The sequence below is a fragment of the Nonomuraea sp. NPDC050786 genome (genome assembly GCF_040654115.1).
Classification (GTDB): Bacteria; Actinomycetota; Actinomycetes; order Streptosporangiales; family Streptosporangiaceae; genus Nonomuraea.
Genome location: NZ_JBFAHJ010000025.1, coordinates 73,032 through 88,572 on the forward strand (window position 1 = coordinate 73,032; position 15,541 = coordinate 88,572).

The window sequence follows — 15,541 nt, forward strand, 5'->3', positions numbered from 1 at the left end:
TTGTGCAGCGGGAAGGAATTACGGCACACTGATGTTGTGAAAAACATGCCAGGGATCGAGCCGGGAAGCGAGCGCACCACGCGTGCCCGCGTGGCCAGGCTGATCCTCGAGCATGGTCCCGTCGCGGCCGCCGCACTGGGCGAGCGGCTCGGGCTCACGCCGGCCGCCGTGCGCCGTCACCTCGACGCGCTGCTGGCTGACGGGATGATAGAGCCTCGCATGGTGAGGCCGCGCGGACAGCGCGGGCGCGGACGGCCGGCCAAGCTGTTCGCCATCACCGACGCGGGGCGCAGTGCCTTCGTGCACGCCTATGACGACCTCGCCGAGAGCGCGTTGCGCTACATCGGCGAGCACATGGGAGAGCAAGCGGTGGCCGACTTCGCCCGCTCGCAGGTCTCTGGCCTGCTGACGCGGCTGGAGCCGGTCATGCGGACGGTGCCGGCGGACCAGCGCGTTCAGGTGCTGGCGCAGGCGCTGTCGGCGGAGGGGTACGCCGCCTCGGCCAGCAAGGCCAAGTCCGGTGGCGACCAGCTCTGCCAGCATCACTGCCCGGTGGCACACGCGGCTGCGGAGTTCCCGCAGCTCTGCGAGGCCGAGACGGAGGCGTTCGCGCAGCTGCTCGGCACCCCGGTGCAGCGCCTGGCCACGATCGCCCACGGCGACGGGGTCTGCACGACACATGTGAGCCCACAGTCGCTGGGTGAATCCGCACATAGAGACAAGAGCAAGGAGACCGGAAGGTGACTGTCACCGACCGCCCGGAGCTGGAAGGCCTCGGGAATTACAAGTTCGGCTGGGCCGACCCGGATGCCGCGGGCGCGGCGGCCAAGCGAGGCCTGTCCGAGGAGGTCGTCCGCAACATCTCCGCTCTGAAGAACGAGCCGGAGTGGATGCTCGACCTTCGCCTGAAGGGCCTCCGCCTGTTCGACCGGAAGCCGCTGCCCACCTGGGGCTCTGACCTCAGCGCCATCGACTTCGACAACATCAAGTACTTCGTGCGCTCCACCGAGAAGCAGGCCGCTTCCTGGGACGAGCTGCCCCCCGACATCAAGAACACCTACGACAAGCTCGGCATCCCCGAGGCGGAGAAGCAGCGCCTCATCGCCGGTGTCGCCGCCCAGTACGAGTCCGAGGTCGTCTACCACAAGATCCGTGAGGACCTCGAGGAGAAGGGCGTCATCTTCCTCGACACCGACACGGGCCTGAAGGAGCACCCGGAGCTCTTCCAGGAGTACTTCGGGTCGGTCATCCCGGTGGGCGACAACAAGTTCGCCGCGCTCAACACCGCCGTGTGGTCCGGTGGCTCGTTCATCTACGTGCCGCCGAACGTCGAGGTCGAGATTCCGCTCCAGGCGTACTTCCGGATCAACACCGAGAACATGGGCCAGTTCGAGCGGACCCTGATCATCGTGGACGAGAACAGCTACGTCCACTACGTCGAGGGCTGCACCGCGCCGATCTACTCCAGCGACTCGCTGCACAGCGCGGTCGTCGAGATCATCGTGAAGAAGAACGCCCGCTGCCGTTACACGACCATCCAGAACTGGTCGAACAACGTCTACAACCTGGTCACCAAGCGCGCCGTGGCGTACGAGGGCGCGACCATGGAGTGGATCGACGGCAACATCGGCTCCAAGGTCACGATGAAGTACCCGGCCGTCTACCTGATGGGCGAGCACGCCAAGGGCGAGACGCTGAGCGTCGCGTTCGCGGGCGAGGGCCAGCACCAGGACGCCGGCTCCAAGATGGTGCACCTGGCGCCCAACACCAGCTCCAGCGTCATCTCCAAGTCGGTGGCGCGCGGCGGCGGCCGCACCTCCTACCGCGGTCTCGTGCAGATCGAGGAGGGCGCCCACGGCAGCGCCAGCACCGTCAAGTGCGACGCCCTGCTGGTCGACCAGATCAGCCGCTCCGACACCTACCCGTACGTCGACGTCCGCGAGGACGACGTCAAGATGGGTCACGAGGCCACGGTCTCCAAGGTCAGCGAGGACCAGCTGTTCTACCTCATGAGCCGCGGGCTCGACGAGGACGAGGCGATGGCGATGATCGTGCGCGGCTTCGTGGAGCCGATCGCGCGTGAGCTGCCCATGGAGTACGCGCTCGAGCTCAACCGGCTGATCGAGCTGCAGATGGAAGGAGCCGTCGGCTGATGGGCCTGAACGAGAAGCCCCTGTCGACCCTGCACGAGAAGGCGTCGTTCGACCTGGCCGACTTCGACGTCCCGACCGGGCGCGAGGAGGCGTGGCGCTTCACGCCGCTCTCGCGCCTGAAGGGCCTGCACAACGGCAAGGCGGAGGCCAACGGCAAGGTCGTCGCCGTGGCGTTCGCCCCTGAGGGCGTGCGGGTGGAGACCGTCGGCCGTGACGACGAGCGCATCGGCAAGGCGTACGTGCCCGCCGACCGCGTCAGCGCACAGGCGTACACCTCCTTCGAGGAGGCGCTGGTCGTCACCGTGCCCAAGGAGGCCGAGCTCGCCGAGGTCATCTCCATCCAGGTAAAGGGGCGAGGCGGCGACGGTGCAGCCTATGGCCACACCGTGATCGTGGTCGAGCCCCTGGCGCAGGCCACCGTGATCATCCAGCACGAGGGCAGCGCGGTCTACGCCGACAACATCGAGTTCGTCGTCGGCGACGGCGCCTCGCTCAAGGTCGTCAGCCTGCAGGACTGGGACGACGACGCCGTCCACGTCTCGCACCACCACGCCCAGCTCGCCAAGGACGCGACGTTCCAGAGCTTCGTGGTGACGCTCGGCGGCGACCTCGTACGCCTGTCGCCCAGCGTGTCCTACACCGCTCCCGGCGGCGACGCCGACCTGTCGGGTGTCTACTTCGTCGACACCGGGCAGCACCTGGAGCACCGCCTGCTGGTGGACCACTCGCAGCCGCACTGCAAGAGCAACGTCGACTACCGCGGCGCGCTGCAGGGCGAGCGCGCGCACGCCGTCTGGATCGGCGACGTGATCATCAGGGTCGAGGCCGAGGGCACCGACACCTACGAGCTCAACCGCAACCTCATCCTGACCGACGGCGCCCGCGCCGACTCGGTGCCCAACCTGGAGATCCTCACCGGCGAGGTCGCCGGGGCGGGGCACGCCTCCGCCTCCGGCCGGCTCGACGACGAGCACATCTTCTACCTCCAGGCCCGCGGCATCCCCTACGACGAGGCCCGCCGCCTGGTCATCCGGGGCTTCCTCGGCCAGCTCATCGAGAAGATCCAGATCGAGGAGATCCGCGAGCGCGTGCTGAGCGCCGTGGAGGCGGAGCTCGCGCGATGAGTTCGTTCGAGAAGGTGTGCAAGCTCGACGACATCCCCGACGGGGGTGTCATCGGGGTGGAGGTCGGCGAGGCGCCGGTGGCGCTCGTGCGCAAGGGCAACGAGGTGTTCGCCCTGCACGACGTCTGCTCGCACGCCGAGGTGAAGCTCAGCGAGGGCGAGGTCTACGACGGCACACTGGAGTGCTGGCTGCACGGCTCGTGCTTCGACGTGCGCTCCGGCAAGCCCACAGGCCCGCCCGCGACCCAGCCCGTGAACGTCTACACAGTCAAGATCGACGGCGATGACGTCCTCGTCTCGCTCTCGAAGGAGTCATGAAGCCAATGTCCACCCTTGAGATCCGCGACCTCCACGTCGCCGTCGAGGACAAGGAAATCCTGCGCGGCGTCAACCTGACGGTCCAGTCGGGCAAGACCCACGCCATCATGGGCCCCAACGGCTCGGGCAAGTCGACGCTCGCCTACGCGATCGCCGGTCACCCCAAGTACACGATCACCGGCGGCCAGGTGCTGCTCGACGGCGTGGACCTGCTGGAGCTGTCGGTCGACGAGCGGGCCCGCGCGGGCCTGTTCCTGGCCATGCAGTACCCGGTCGAGGTCCCCGGCGTCTCGGTCTCCAACTTCCTGCGCTCGGCCGTCACCGCCGTCCGCGGCGAGGCGCCCAAGCTGCGCGAGTTCGCCAAGGACCTCAAGAACGGCATGGACGCCCTGTCCATCGACGCCGCCTTCGCCCAGCGCAACCTGAACGAGGGCTTCTCCGGCGGCGAGAAGAAGCGCCACGAGATCCTTCAGCTCGAGCTGCTCAAGCCGAAGATCGCGGTGCTCGACGAGACCGACTCCGGCCTCGACGTCGACGCGCTGCGCGTGGTGTCGGAGGGCATCAACCGCTTCCGCGCCTCCGGCGACACCGGCGTGCTGCTGATCACGCACTACACCCGCATCCTGCGGTACGTGAAGCCGGACTTCGTGCACGTCTTCGCGGGCGGCAGGATCGTCGAGGAGGGCGGCCCGGAGCTGGCCGAGAAGCTCGAGGCCGAGGGCTACGAGCAGTACACGAAGGCGTCTGCATGACTCAGATCAGCTTTGACGTGGAGAAGATCAGGAAGGATTTCCCGGTCTTCTCCCGCGAGCTGCCCGACGGGCGCCCGCTCGTCTATCTCGACTCGGGCAACTCCTCCCAGAAGCCCAACCAGGTCATCGACACCATGCGCGACCACCTGGCGCTGCACTACAGCAACGTCGGGCGGGCCATGCACGTGCTCGGCGCGGAGTCGACCGACGCCTACGAGAGCGCCCGCGACAAGGTCGCCGCGTTCGTCGGGGCGCCGTCGCGCGACGAGATCGTGTTCACCAAGAACGCCTCCGAGGCGCTCAACCTGGTCGCGTACGCCTTCGGCAACCCGATCAACACCGACCCGCGCTTCACGCTCGGCCCCGGCGACGAGATCGTCATCTCCGAGATGGAGCACCACTCCAACATCGTGCCGTGGCAGCTGCTCGCGCAGCGCACCGGTGCGACGCTGAAGTGGTTCGGCGTCACCGACGAGGGACGGCTCGACTACGACCCCTCGGTGATCACCGAGCGGACGAAGATCGTCTCGATCGCCCACCAGTCCAACGTGCTCGGCACCGTCAACCCGGTCGCCGAGGTGACCAGGCGGGCGCACGAGGTCGGCGCGCTGATCGCGCTGGACGCGTCCCAGTCCGTGCCGCACCACCCGGTGAACGTCGCCGAGCTGGGCGCCGACTTCGTGGCCTTCACCGGCCACAAGATGGTCGGCCCCTCGGGCATCGGCGTGCTGTGGGGGAAGGCCGAGCTGCTCGACGCCATGCCCCCGTTCCTGGGCGGCGGCGAGATGATCGAGGCGGTCTGGATGGACCACTCGACGTACGCGCCGGTGCCGCACAAGTTCGAGGCGGGCACGCCGCCGATCGTCGAGGCCATCGGGCTCGGCGCGGCCGTCGACTACCTCACCGAGGTCGGGATGGAGGCCATCGAGGCGCACGAGCGCACGCTGACGGCCTACGCGCTCGACGCCCTGCGCGAGGTGCCCACCCTGCGGCTCATCGGGCCCGACTCGCTGGAGGGGCGGGGCGGCACGGTGTCGTTCACGCTGGAAGGCATCCACCCGCACGACGTCGGGCAGATCCTGGACGACCAGTTCGGCGTCGCCGTACGCGTCGGTCACCACTGCGCGCGCCCCCTGCACCTGCGCTTCGGAATACCGGCGACCACGCGGGCGTCGTTCTACCTGTACAACACCACGGGCGAGATCGACGCCCTGGTCCGCGGCCTCCACCACGTTCAGAAGGTGTTCGCATAGCCATGATCGGCGAGTCGATGTACCAGGAGCTGATCCTGGAACACTACAAGCACCCGCAGGGGCGGGGGCTGCGCGAGCCGTACGACACCGAGGTTCACCACGTGAACCCCACGTGCGGCGACGAGATCACGCTCAGGGTGAAGGTGGGCGACGGCGGCGAGGTCGTCGACGTCTCCTATGACGGGCAGGGCTGCTCGATCAGCCAGGCCGCCGCCTCGGTGCTGCACGAGCTCGCCACCGGCTCGACGGTCGAGGAGACGCTCTCCGTGGTCGACGAGTTCACCAGGCTCATGCAGGGCAGGGGACAGGTGGAGGCGGACGAGGACGTGCTCGGCGACGCGGTCGCGTTCGCCGGCGTGGCCAAGTTCCCGGCGCGGGTCAAGTGCGCGCTGCTGTCGTGGATGGCTTACAAGGACGCTGTTGTGAGGAGTGCCCGATGAGCAAGCCTGTGGAGACTCCGACCGGTTTCGACGGTGAGACGAACGCCGAAGAGGTCATGGAGGCGCTCAAGGACGTCGTGGACCCCGAGCTCGGCATCAACGTCGTGGACCTGGGCCTCATCTACGGCCTCAACCTCGACCCCGGCCCCGACGGCGGCCAGCCGGTGGCCACCATCGACATGACGCTGACCAGCGCGGCCTGCCCGCTGACCGACGTCATCGAGGACCAGGCGCACTCCGCGCTCGACGGCATGGTCTCCGACGTCAAGATCAACTGGGTCTGGCTGCCGCCGTGGGGCCCGGACAAGATCACCGACGAGGGGCGTGAACAGCTCCGTATGCTAGGCTTCAACGTCTGATCATTTTCGCTGTCACGGCTGGCGTAAGCGTCAGCCGTTTCAGTATGCCATCGAGGGTTTCGGAAGGTCCGGACCCACCCCGGGAATTTCCGATAACATCCCCGGCGTTGGTAACAGATGTACCTGACGCCTCATTGCGCGTCTCGCGCCGCCTGCGGCCGGCGCCGGTGCGTCCCCCTCACGCGTTGAGAATCGGCCCGCCCCGATGGCGGGCGCCCTGACCCCTGTACGGCCTGCGCCGTACACCCTGGCTCGTCCTTTCGCAGAAGTGACGCGCCACTTCGACGGAAAGGCACGACTTTCGTGACCACGCTTGACACTGTCATGCCCGCGTTCGACGAGACCGCCCCCGGTCCGGTGGACACCGCCTCGGTGGACACCGCCGCCGCGGCGCCGGGCTCGCTCGGCGGGGCCGCTCCCGAGCGGGGCCCGTCCGAGTTCGAGCTGCTCGGCCTGCCCAAGCCGCTCATCACCGGACTGGCCAAGCAGGGCATCGACAGCCCGTTCCCCATCCAGAGCGCGACCATCCCCGACGTGCTGGCCGGCAACGACGTGCTCGGCCGCGGCCAGACCGGCTCCGGCAAGACGCTCGCGTTCGGACTGCCCACCATGGCGCGCCTCGCGGGCGTGAAGCCGGCCCCCGGCCACCCGCGCGCGATGATCCTCGTACCCACCCGCGAGCTCGCCCTCCAGGTGCACGACGCCTTGGAGCCGCTCGGCCGCGGCCTGGGCCTGCGCATGAAGGTCGTCGTGGGCGGCATGTCCATGGGCAAGCAGATCGAGGCGCTGCGGCGCGGCGTCGACATCGTCATCGCCACCCCCGGCCGCCTGGGCGACCTGATCCGGCAGGGCGAGTGCTCGCTCGGCGACGTCGAGGTCAGCGTCCTGGACGAGGCCGACCACATGTGCGACCTCGGCTTCTTCCCCGTCGTCACCGACCTGCTCGCGCAGACCCCGGCCGACGGGCAGCGGCTGCTGTTCTCGGCCACGCTCGACGGCGACGTCGACAAGCTGGTGCAGCGCTTCCTCAAGGACCCGATCACCCACTCCGTGGCGCCCGCGACCTCGCCGGTCGACACCATGGAGCACCACGTGATGCAGGTCACGCGTGACGAGAAGTTCGACGTCATCGCCGAGATCGCCAACCGCGAGGGCCGTACGATCGTCTTCGTCCGCACCCAGCACGGCGTCGACCGGCTCTGCAAGCAGCTGGCCAGGGTCGGCGTCAAGGCGGGCGGCCTGCACGGCGGCAAGCGCCAGAACCAGCGCACCCGCATCCTCGCCGAGTTCCGCGAGGGCGCCGTCAACGTGCTCGTCTGCACCGACGTCGCGGCGCGCGGCATTCACGTCGACAACATCAGCCTGGTGCTGCACGTGGACCCGCCGCAGGACCACAAGAGCTACCTGCACCGGGGCGGCCGCACGGCCCGCGCCGGGGAGAAGGGCACCGTGGTCACCCTGGTGCTGCCCAGCGAGCGCCGCTCCACCGACGCGCTCACCCGGCGCGCCGGGATCCACCCGTTCCGGCTGAAGGCCACGCCCGGCCACCCGCGGGTGGCCGAGGTGACCGGCGCCCGCACGCCGAGCGGCGAGGCCATCCCGGTCTGGGAGCCGGACGTCCGCAAGCCGCTCCGCCCGCGCCGCGACGGCGGGCCCGGCGAGCGCCGCAACCGCCGTCCGCGCCGCGACTTCGACGGCGAGCGCCGTCCTCGGCGTCACGAGGACGGCGAGCGTACGTTCGCGCCCGGCGACGACCGTCGCCCGCGCCGCCACGAGGACGGTGACCGGCCGTTCGCGTCCGGCGACGACCGTCGCCCCCGTCGGCACGCCGATGGCGAGCGGCCGTTCGGGCGTTCGCCGGAGCCGCGTACCCTCGGCGACGACCGGCGCCGTGACGGGCGCCCGCGCGGCGCGTACCGCTCCGACGACCGGCCGGCCCGCCAGGACGACCGCGGCCCGCGCGGCGGCTTCCGCTCCGACGACCGGGGCGGCCGTTACGCCGACCGTGGCCGCCCGTTCACGGCCGACCGCGGCGAGCGCGGCTACCGCTCCGACGGCCCGCGCGACGGCCACCGCGCCGGCGGCGGCCGCTCGGAGGAGCGCGGCAACGGCGGCTACCGCCGCAACTCGGGCCGCCGCTTCGAGCGCTGACCCGAGGCACGGCCTGACGGCGCGTCCCTTGGGGCCTGGCCTGATGTGCCGATGCGTGTTCCGATCGCCGAACTGCCCGTCGCCTCCCCGCCAAGGGGGAGTGCGGCGGGCAGTTCCGTTTGGCGTAGAGTCGCGCTGGCGGCGCACGTGAACCGGTAAACCCCAAGGAACGCCCGATGAAGCGACCCACGATCGACGACATCGCACGCAGGGCCGGCGTCTCGAAAGGGGCGGTGTCGTTCGCGTTGAACGGCCGGCCCGGCGTCTCCAGCGAGACCCGCCGCCGCATCCAGGCCATCGCCACCGAGCTGGGCTGGCAGCCCAACAGTCTCGCGCGGGCCCTGTTCGACGGGCGGCCCGACGTGCTGGGGCTGGTCGTGGACCGGCCGGCGCGCACGCTGGGGCTGGAGCCGTTCTTCATGCAGCTGATCTCCGGGATCGAGGCCACGCTGTCGGCGGCGTCCGTCGGGCTGCTGCTGCAGATGACCGAGGACCACGAGGCTGAGATCGCGATATATCGGAAATGGTGGGCGCAGCATCGGGTGGCCGGGGTGTTCGTCGTGGACCTGCGTACCGAGGATGCCAGGATCGACGTCCTCGAGGAGCTGCGGCTGCCCGCCGTGGTCATCGGCGGCCCCGAGCGGACGGGGCGGCTGCCCGCCGTCTGGATCGACGACGGCGGCGCGCTGGCCGCCGTCGTCGAGCACCTGGCCGGGCTGGGGCACCGCAGGATCGCCAGGGTCGCGGGCCCGGAGGAGCTGATGCACACCGGCGTCAGGACCGCCGCCATGCGCGAGACGGCCGCCGGACTGGGCGTGCAGAGCGTCACCGTGTACGCCGACTACAGCGGCGAGAGCGGCGAGCGTGCCACTCTTGACCTCCTGCGCAGGCCCGACAGGCCCACCGCCATCGTGTACGACAACGACGTGATGGCCGTCGCGGGCACCGCCGCCGCCCGCGAAGCCGGGATCTCGGTGCCCGGCGAGCTCTCCGTCGTGGCCTGGGACGACTCCGCCCTGTGCCTGCTGGCCCGGCCGCACCTGACGGCCGTCAGCAGGGACATCGCCGCCTACGGCGCAGATGCCGCCCGCTCCCTGCTCGACCTGGTCCAGGGCCGCGAGGTGGCCGACACGCGTCAGGGCGACCCGCGGCTGGTCTCCAGGGGCAGCACCGCCCCGCCCGCTGTATGACCGTGCAGAAACCTCATGATCGGCATTGCAACTAAACGGGTTTAGTGATGCGATGTCAATCTCCGCCGCTCGAGCCCGGAGGGTTGATGACCCCGTTCCGCCCCCTGCATGAAGCCTGGACCGTCCGCTCGGCGAGCGGCGACGTGCGGGCCCCGGCCGTCGTGCCCGGCTGCGTGCACACCGACCTGCTCGCCGCGGGTCTGATCCCCGATCCCTATCTCGACGACAACGAGACCCGCCTGGCCTGGATCGGACGCACCGAGTGGTGTTACGAGACGGAGTTCTCGTGGGACGGCACCGAGCACGAGCGCACCGACCTGGTGTGCGAGGGGCTCGACACCGTGGCCGCCATCGAGCTCAACGGCGTCCGGGTGGGCGAGAGCGCCAACATGCACCGCTCCTACCGGTTCGACGTCGGCCACGCGCTGCGGATCGGGACCAACCGGCTGACGGTCACGTTCGGGTCGGCCCTCGAATACGCCGAGCGGCTGAGAGAGCAGCTCGGCGACCGGCCCGGCGCCTACACCCAGCCCTACCAGTTCATCAGGAAGATGGCCTGCAACTTCGGCTGGGACTGGGGGCCGACGCTGATCACGGCCGGCATCTGGAAGCCGATCGGGCTGCACGAGTGGAGCGGGGCCAGGATCGCCGGGGTGCGGCCGCTCGTCACCCTCGGCGACGGGACCGCCCGGGTGGACGTCCACGTCGAGGTGGAGAAGGCGGGAGCCGTCGAGGTGACCGCGGCGATCAAGGGTGTCTCGGGGCGCGCCGTGATTCCCGACGGCCGGAGCGAGGCCGTGATCACGCTGGAGGTGCCGGAGCCGGAGCTGTGGTGGCCCAGAGGGTACGGCGAGCAGCCGCTCCACGAGCTCGAGGTCCGGGCGGGCGACGACGTGTGGCGCCGGGAGATCGGGCTGCGCGAGGTGAGCCTGCGCACCGAGGGCGGTGCGTTCACGCTGGCCGTCAACGGCGTCGACGTGTTCGCCAGAGGGGTCAACTGGATCCCCGACGACTGCTTCCCCACCCGGGTCGACCGCGACCGCTACGCCACCAGGCTCGCCGAGGCGTGCGAGGCGAACGTCAACCTGATCCGGGTGTGGGGCGGCGGCCTGTACGAGAGCGAGGACTTCTACGACCTGTGCGACCGGCTCGGCCTGCTGGTCTGGCAGGACTTCCCGTTCGCCTGCGCCGCCTACCCCGAGGAGGAGCCGATCAGGGCCGAGGTGGAGGCGGAGGCACGCGAGCAGGTCGCCAGGCTGAGCGCGCACCCGAGCCTGGTCCTGTGGTGCGGCAACAACGAGAACATCGAGGGCTACGCCGACTGGGGCTGGCAGGACTCGCTCCAGGGACGCAGCTGGGGCGGGCACTTCTACCTCGAGCTGCTGCCGCGCGTCGTGGCCGAGCTGGACCCCACCCGCCCGTACTGGCCGGGCAGCCCCTACTCGGGCTCCATGGACCTGCCGCCCAACGACCCGGGCCACGGCACCATGCACATCTGGGACGTGTGGAACCAGCGCGACTACGCCGCCTACCGCGACTACCGGCCCCGCATGGCTGCCGAGTTCGGCTTCCAGGGGCCTGCCGCGTACGCCACGATCCGCAGGGCGATCAGCGACGAGCCGCTGCTGCCCGACTCCCGGGGCCTGCTGCACCACCAGAAGGCCGTCGACGGCAACCTCAAGCTGGCCGCCGGGCTCAAGCCGTACTTCCCCGTCCCCGAGACCTTCGACGACTGGCACTACCTCACCCAGGTCAACCAGGCACGTGCCATCCAGCTCGGCGTGGAGCACTTCAGGTCGCTCTGGCCGCACTGCGCGGGCAGCGTGGTCTGGCAGCTCAACGACTGCTGGCCGGTCACCTCATGGTCGGCCGTGGACGGGGACGGCCGGAAGAAGCCGCTGTTCCACGCGCTGCGCAGGGCCTACGCCGACCGGCTGGTGACCGTGCAGCCGCGCGACGGCGGTCTGGCGGTGGTCGCCGTCAACGACACCGGGCGGCCGTGGCGGGCCTCGGCGCGGGTCGCACGCCACGGCTTCGATGGCGGCACGCTCGCGGCGCACTCCCTCGCGCTGGACGTGCCGCCGCGGACGGCCGTCACCCTGCCGCTGCCCGCGTCCGTCGCCGAGCCGGGCCACCCGGCGGGCGAGCTGGTCGCCGTCGAGATCAGCGACCAGCCGGTGGGCCGGGCGCTGTGGTTCTTCGCGCCCGACCGGGACCTGCGCCTGCCGGAGCCGCGCTACGACACGGCTGCCGAGCCCACCCCGGACGGGCTCCGGCTGACCATCACCGCCCGCACCCTCCTGCGCGACCTGGCCGTCTTCCCCGACCGGCTCGACCCCGACGCCGAGGTCGACGACCAGCTCGTCACGCTGCTGCCCGGCGAGCGGGCCGAGTTCCTGATCAGTACGGGGGGGCTGGACGAGCGGGCCCTGGTCCGCGCGCCGGTGCTGCGCTGCGTCAACGATGTGGTGACGAGATGAACGAGATGCCGCCGCATGACAGCGTGGCACAGGCCTGAATCCCCGTGTTGCGCGCTTCGAGCAGCTCGACGGACTCCCGGTGGACAGGGATCTCCTTGAGCTGCTCCAAGCGCACCGGGTCAGCCCTTGAGGCCGCTGAGCGCGATGCCTCTGGTGAAGTACTTCTGGAAGATCAGGAAGAAGACGATCGTCGGGACCGAGGCGATCAGTCCGCCCGCCATGATCGCGCCCTGGTGGTCGGGGCCGGCGAAATAGGAGTTGAGCCTGGCCAGCGCGACGGGGACGTTGGCCATCTCGTCGCTCTGCACGATGATGAGCGGCCAGAGGAAGTTGTTCCACTCCGCGAGCACGATGAAGATGGACATCGCGGCGAGCGCCGGCCGCAGCAGCGGCAGCACGATCTTCCACCAGATCCGCCACTCGCCGGCGCCGTCCACCCTGGCCGCCTGGATCAGCTCGTTCGGTATCGACTGCAGGAACTGCACCAGGAAGAAGAGCACGAACGCCTTGGCCAGCGCCGGGATGATGTAGGCGGTGTAGCTGTCCAGCCAGCCCAGGTTCCGCATGATCACGTAGTTGGGGATCAGCGTGGTCTGCCAGGGCACCATCATCGAGGCGACGATCATCAGGAAGATCGTCCGGCGGCCCTTGATGTCGTGCTTGGCGATCACGTACGCGGCCAGTGAGCAGATCAGCAGCGACCCGACGGTGATGGTCGTCGTGATGAGGATGCTGTTGAACAGGAACCGCCAGAACCCGAAGTCCACCTGGTAACGCTGGAAGATGCCTTGCAGATGGCCGGTGACCCCTTTGGGGGTCCAGTCCGGGTCGTAGAAGTTGTCGAACGTGGGTGACTTCGGCACGAACGACGGCGGCGTCTGGGCCAGCTCCCGCGGCGGCTTGAACACCGTGATGATCAGCCAGTAGAACGGCGCGATCATCGTCAGCGACAGCAGGTAGAACGGCAGGCGCAGCAGGTGCCTGTTGATCCGGGAGCTCCGGCTCGCACCGCTCTCCGCACTGTGCTTGGACGGCTGGACCGGGGCGATCGTGTCCATCGGGGCGACGGCCATCACAGCTCCTTCATGGCGCGGCCCACGCGCAGGTTGACGAGGCTCAGCACGAAGATGATCAGGAAGAGCACCCAGGCGATCGCCGAGGCGTAGCCCAGCCTGAAATGGGTGAATCCCTGGTCATAGAGGTAGGGGACGATCATCAGGCCCGAGTCGAGCACGCCGCCGACGGTGTTGGCGCCCGTCGAGAAGACGATGTAGACGGCCTCGAACACCTGGAACGCGCCGATCAGGCCGGTCACCACGACGTACGTGGTGACCGGGCGCAGCAGCGGCAGCGTGATGTGGCGGAACTGCCGCCAGGTGGACGCGCCGTCGATCCTGGCGGCCTCGTAGTACTCCTCGGGGATCGAGCCGAGCCCCGCCACGTACAGCACCATGCCGTAGCCCATGCCGCCCCACACCGACATCAGCACCAGGATCGGGATCGCCAGCGCCGGTGTGGCCAGCCAGGCGACGGCACTGCCGCCGAACCAGCTCACGATCGTGTTGGCCAGGCCCACGTCGCTGGGGAACAGGACCCACTTCCACATCAGCATGAGCGCGATGGAGGAGGTCACCGAGGGGAGGAAGAACACGGTGCGCATGATCCGGTGCAGCCAGCCGGTGCCGTTGAACGCCAGGGCGAGGCAGAGCGACAGCAGCGTGCCGAGCACGACCGACCCGACGACGTACAGGGCGGTGTTGCCCAGCGCGTGGCGGAACCTGGCGTCGCCGGCCAGTTGGGCGAAGTTGTCCAGACCGGTGAAGACCGCGGGATTGATCCCGTCGAACTTGGTGAAGCTCAGGTAGAGCGAGTTGGCCAGCGGCCAGAGCAGGAACCCCGCGAACAGCGCGAGAAAGGGCAGCAGCATCGCGTACGAGGTGCCGTAGCGGCGCAACCTGCTGCGCAAGGGGATGGGGGCGGCCATGTCAGCTCCTGGGTCGGACTCCTGGATCGGAGAGCCGGGACCGGGCGCGCCGGTCCCGGCGGGCGGCTATCCGGCGTTGCGCTCCATGACCTTGGCGGCCTCCGCCAGCGCGGTCTTGATGTCTGACTTGCCGAGGATCGCCGACTGGAGCTGCTTGGTCACGTCCGGGGCGCTCTCGTCCCAGCCGGGGCAGCCCGGCGCGGCCTTGCCGGTCTTGATCGACGCTTCGAAGACCGTCGCCTGCTCAGGCGTGAACACCGAGCCGTTCACGATCTTGTCGGGGCGCGGCGGAATGTAGGAGATGTTCCGCTTCTTGGCCTCACCCGCGATCGCGTCGATGGCCTCGTCGCTGTACATGAACTTGACGAAGTCGGCGCCCGTCTGGACGTACTTGCTGAAGGAGGTCACGCCGATCGCGCGGCCCCCGATGAACGCCGTCGGCCCCGCCGGGCCCGCGGGGATCGTGGTCATCGCCCACTTGCCCTTGAGCTTCGGCTTGTTGACGTCGATGCCCTTGGCGATCCAGTTGCCCGCCTCCACCAGCACGGTGCCGGTGTCCAGCGCGTCGGAGCCCTCCACGGTGGCCGTGGGCGCGCCGTGCTTCTGGTAGAGGTCCACCCAGTACTTCAGTGCCTGCTCGGCCTGCGGGGTGTTGAGCGAGGGCTTGCAGTCGGCGGTGTAGAACGAGCCGCCCGCCTGGTAGAGGTAGTTGAAGTAGCCGATCCAGTCCAGGTTCCCCCAGTCCTGGCTGAAGGGCTTCTTCACCCCTGCCGCCTTGAGCTTGTCGATGGCCGCGGTCAGCTCCTCCCAGGTCTTGGGCGGCTCGATCTTGGCCTTCTCCAGCAGGTCGGTGCGGTAGTAGAGGGCGAGGGTCGACATGTCCAGCGGCACGCCGTACACCGAGCCGTCGGGGGAGACGGCCGACTCCCACTGAGCGGGCAGCGCCTGCGCCTTGAGCGCGTCGCCCCCGTACTTGCGCAGATCCACCATGGCGCCCCTGGTGCCGAACTGGATGGTCCAGGTCATGCCGCCGGAGATGATGTCAGGTCCGCTGCGGCTGGTCGCCGCCGCCAGCAGCTTGGCGTACGCGTCGCTCCACGCCAGCGTCTGCACCTTGATCGTCACGTTCGGGTGCTTCTGGTGATAGAGGTCGGCCGCCTTCTGGAAGGTCGCGGTCTCGTCATCCCCGCCCGTGGACCAGAAGGACAGGGCCTGGGGGGCGTTCTGGTCTGCCTGCTTGGTCTCCGTCTGGCCGCTCGTGGCGCAGGCCGCGCTCAGGACCGTCAGCAGGACCGTGCTGCACGCTGCCATCGTTCGTCGCATGGGGGCTATCCGATC

14 protein-coding genes are annotated in these 15,541 nt (G+C 69.5%); 11 read left to right on the plus strand and 3 right to left on the minus strand.

The window, feature by feature from the left end; all coding sequences use genetic code 11:
- Positions 1-45: 45 nt before the first annotated feature.
- The 11 genes from AB0H84_RS36150 (at position 46) to AB0H84_RS36200 (ending at position 12,219) form a co-directional block, all read left to right on the plus strand.
- Complete coding sequence (locus AB0H84_RS36150; RefSeq protein ID WP_357614947.1) at positions 46-744, plus strand: helix-turn-helix domain-containing protein; 699 nt, start codon at positions 46-48, stop codon at positions 742-744.
- A complete protein-coding gene (gene sufB, locus AB0H84_RS36155) occupies positions 741-2,153 on the plus strand; it encodes a Fe-S cluster assembly protein SufB (protein WP_357614647.1) in 1,413 nt (470 codons plus the stop codon). Before AB0H84_RS36150 ends, sufB begins: the two co-directional genes overlap by 4 nt.
- Positions 2,153-3,277, plus strand: a complete 1,125-nt coding sequence (sufD, locus tag AB0H84_RS36160) for a Fe-S cluster assembly protein SufD (protein WP_357614650.1) — start codon at positions 2,153-2,155, stop codon at positions 3,275-3,277. Before sufB ends, sufD begins: the two co-directional genes overlap by 1 nt.
- A complete protein-coding gene (locus tag AB0H84_RS36165; RefSeq protein WP_357614653.1) occupies positions 3,274-3,594 on the plus strand; it encodes a non-heme iron oxygenase ferredoxin subunit in 321 nt (106 codons plus the stop codon). The genes sufD and AB0H84_RS36165 overlap by 4 nt, the downstream gene beginning before the upstream one ends.
- A 5-nt stretch (positions 3,595-3,599) precedes the next feature.
- The gene (gene sufC / locus AB0H84_RS36170) at positions 3,600-4,346 is read left to right on the plus strand and encodes a Fe-S cluster assembly ATPase SufC (RefSeq protein WP_344995220.1); all 747 of its coding nucleotides are present in this window, start codon (positions 3,600-3,602) and stop codon (positions 4,344-4,346) included.
- Positions 4,343-5,599, plus strand: coding sequence for a cysteine desulfurase (locus tag AB0H84_RS36175; RefSeq protein WP_357614656.1), 1,257 nt, complete (start codon positions 4,343-4,345; stop codon positions 5,597-5,599). Before sufC ends, AB0H84_RS36175 begins: the two co-directional genes overlap by 4 nt.
- 2 nt (positions 5,600-5,601) lie before the next feature.
- Entirely contained in the window at positions 5,602-6,039 is a 438-nt protein-coding gene (gene sufU, locus AB0H84_RS36180) for a Fe-S cluster assembly sulfur transfer protein SufU (RefSeq protein ID WP_357614658.1), read from the plus strand.
- Positions 6,036-6,398, plus strand: coding sequence for a metal-sulfur cluster assembly factor (locus tag AB0H84_RS36185; RefSeq protein WP_357614661.1), 363 nt, complete (start codon positions 6,036-6,038; stop codon positions 6,396-6,398). The genes sufU and AB0H84_RS36185 overlap by 4 nt, the downstream gene beginning before the upstream one ends.
- 303 nt (positions 6,399-6,701) lie before the next feature.
- Positions 6,702-8,549 (plus strand): DEAD/DEAH box helicase, encoded by a 1,848-nt coding sequence (locus AB0H84_RS36190; RefSeq protein ID WP_357614663.1) that lies wholly within the window; start codon positions 6,702-6,704, stop codon positions 8,547-8,549.
- 176 nt (positions 8,550-8,725) lie between these two features.
- Positions 8,726-9,739, plus strand: coding sequence for a LacI family DNA-binding transcriptional regulator (locus AB0H84_RS36195; protein WP_357614666.1), 1,014 nt, complete (start codon positions 8,726-8,728; stop codon positions 9,737-9,739).
- Positions 9,740-9,825: 86 nt separating this feature from the next.
- A complete protein-coding gene (locus AB0H84_RS36200; protein WP_357614669.1) occupies positions 9,826-12,219 on the plus strand; it encodes a glycoside hydrolase family 2 protein in 2,394 nt (797 codons plus the stop codon).
- A gap of 119 nt (positions 12,220-12,338) precedes the next feature.
- On the opposite strand, the gene AB0H84_RS36205 is transcribed toward AB0H84_RS36200, so the two are convergent.
- From AB0H84_RS36205 to AB0H84_RS36215, 3 genes are all read right to left on the minus strand, one after another.
- Entirely contained in the window at positions 12,339-13,292 is a 954-nt protein-coding gene (locus tag AB0H84_RS36205; RefSeq protein WP_357614671.1) for a carbohydrate ABC transporter permease, read from the minus strand.
- Positions 13,292-14,203, minus strand: a complete 912-nt coding sequence (locus AB0H84_RS36210) for a sugar ABC transporter permease (protein ID WP_357614674.1) — start codon at positions 14,201-14,203, stop codon at positions 13,292-13,294. Before AB0H84_RS36210 ends, AB0H84_RS36205 begins: the two co-directional genes overlap by 1 nt.
- 66 nt (positions 14,204-14,269) lie before the next feature.
- On the minus strand, positions 14,270-15,526 hold the full coding sequence (locus AB0H84_RS36215; RefSeq protein ID WP_357614676.1) for an extracellular solute-binding protein: 1,257 nt from the start codon (positions 15,524-15,526) through the stop codon (positions 14,270-14,272).
- Positions 15,527-15,541 lie beyond the last annotated feature (15 nt).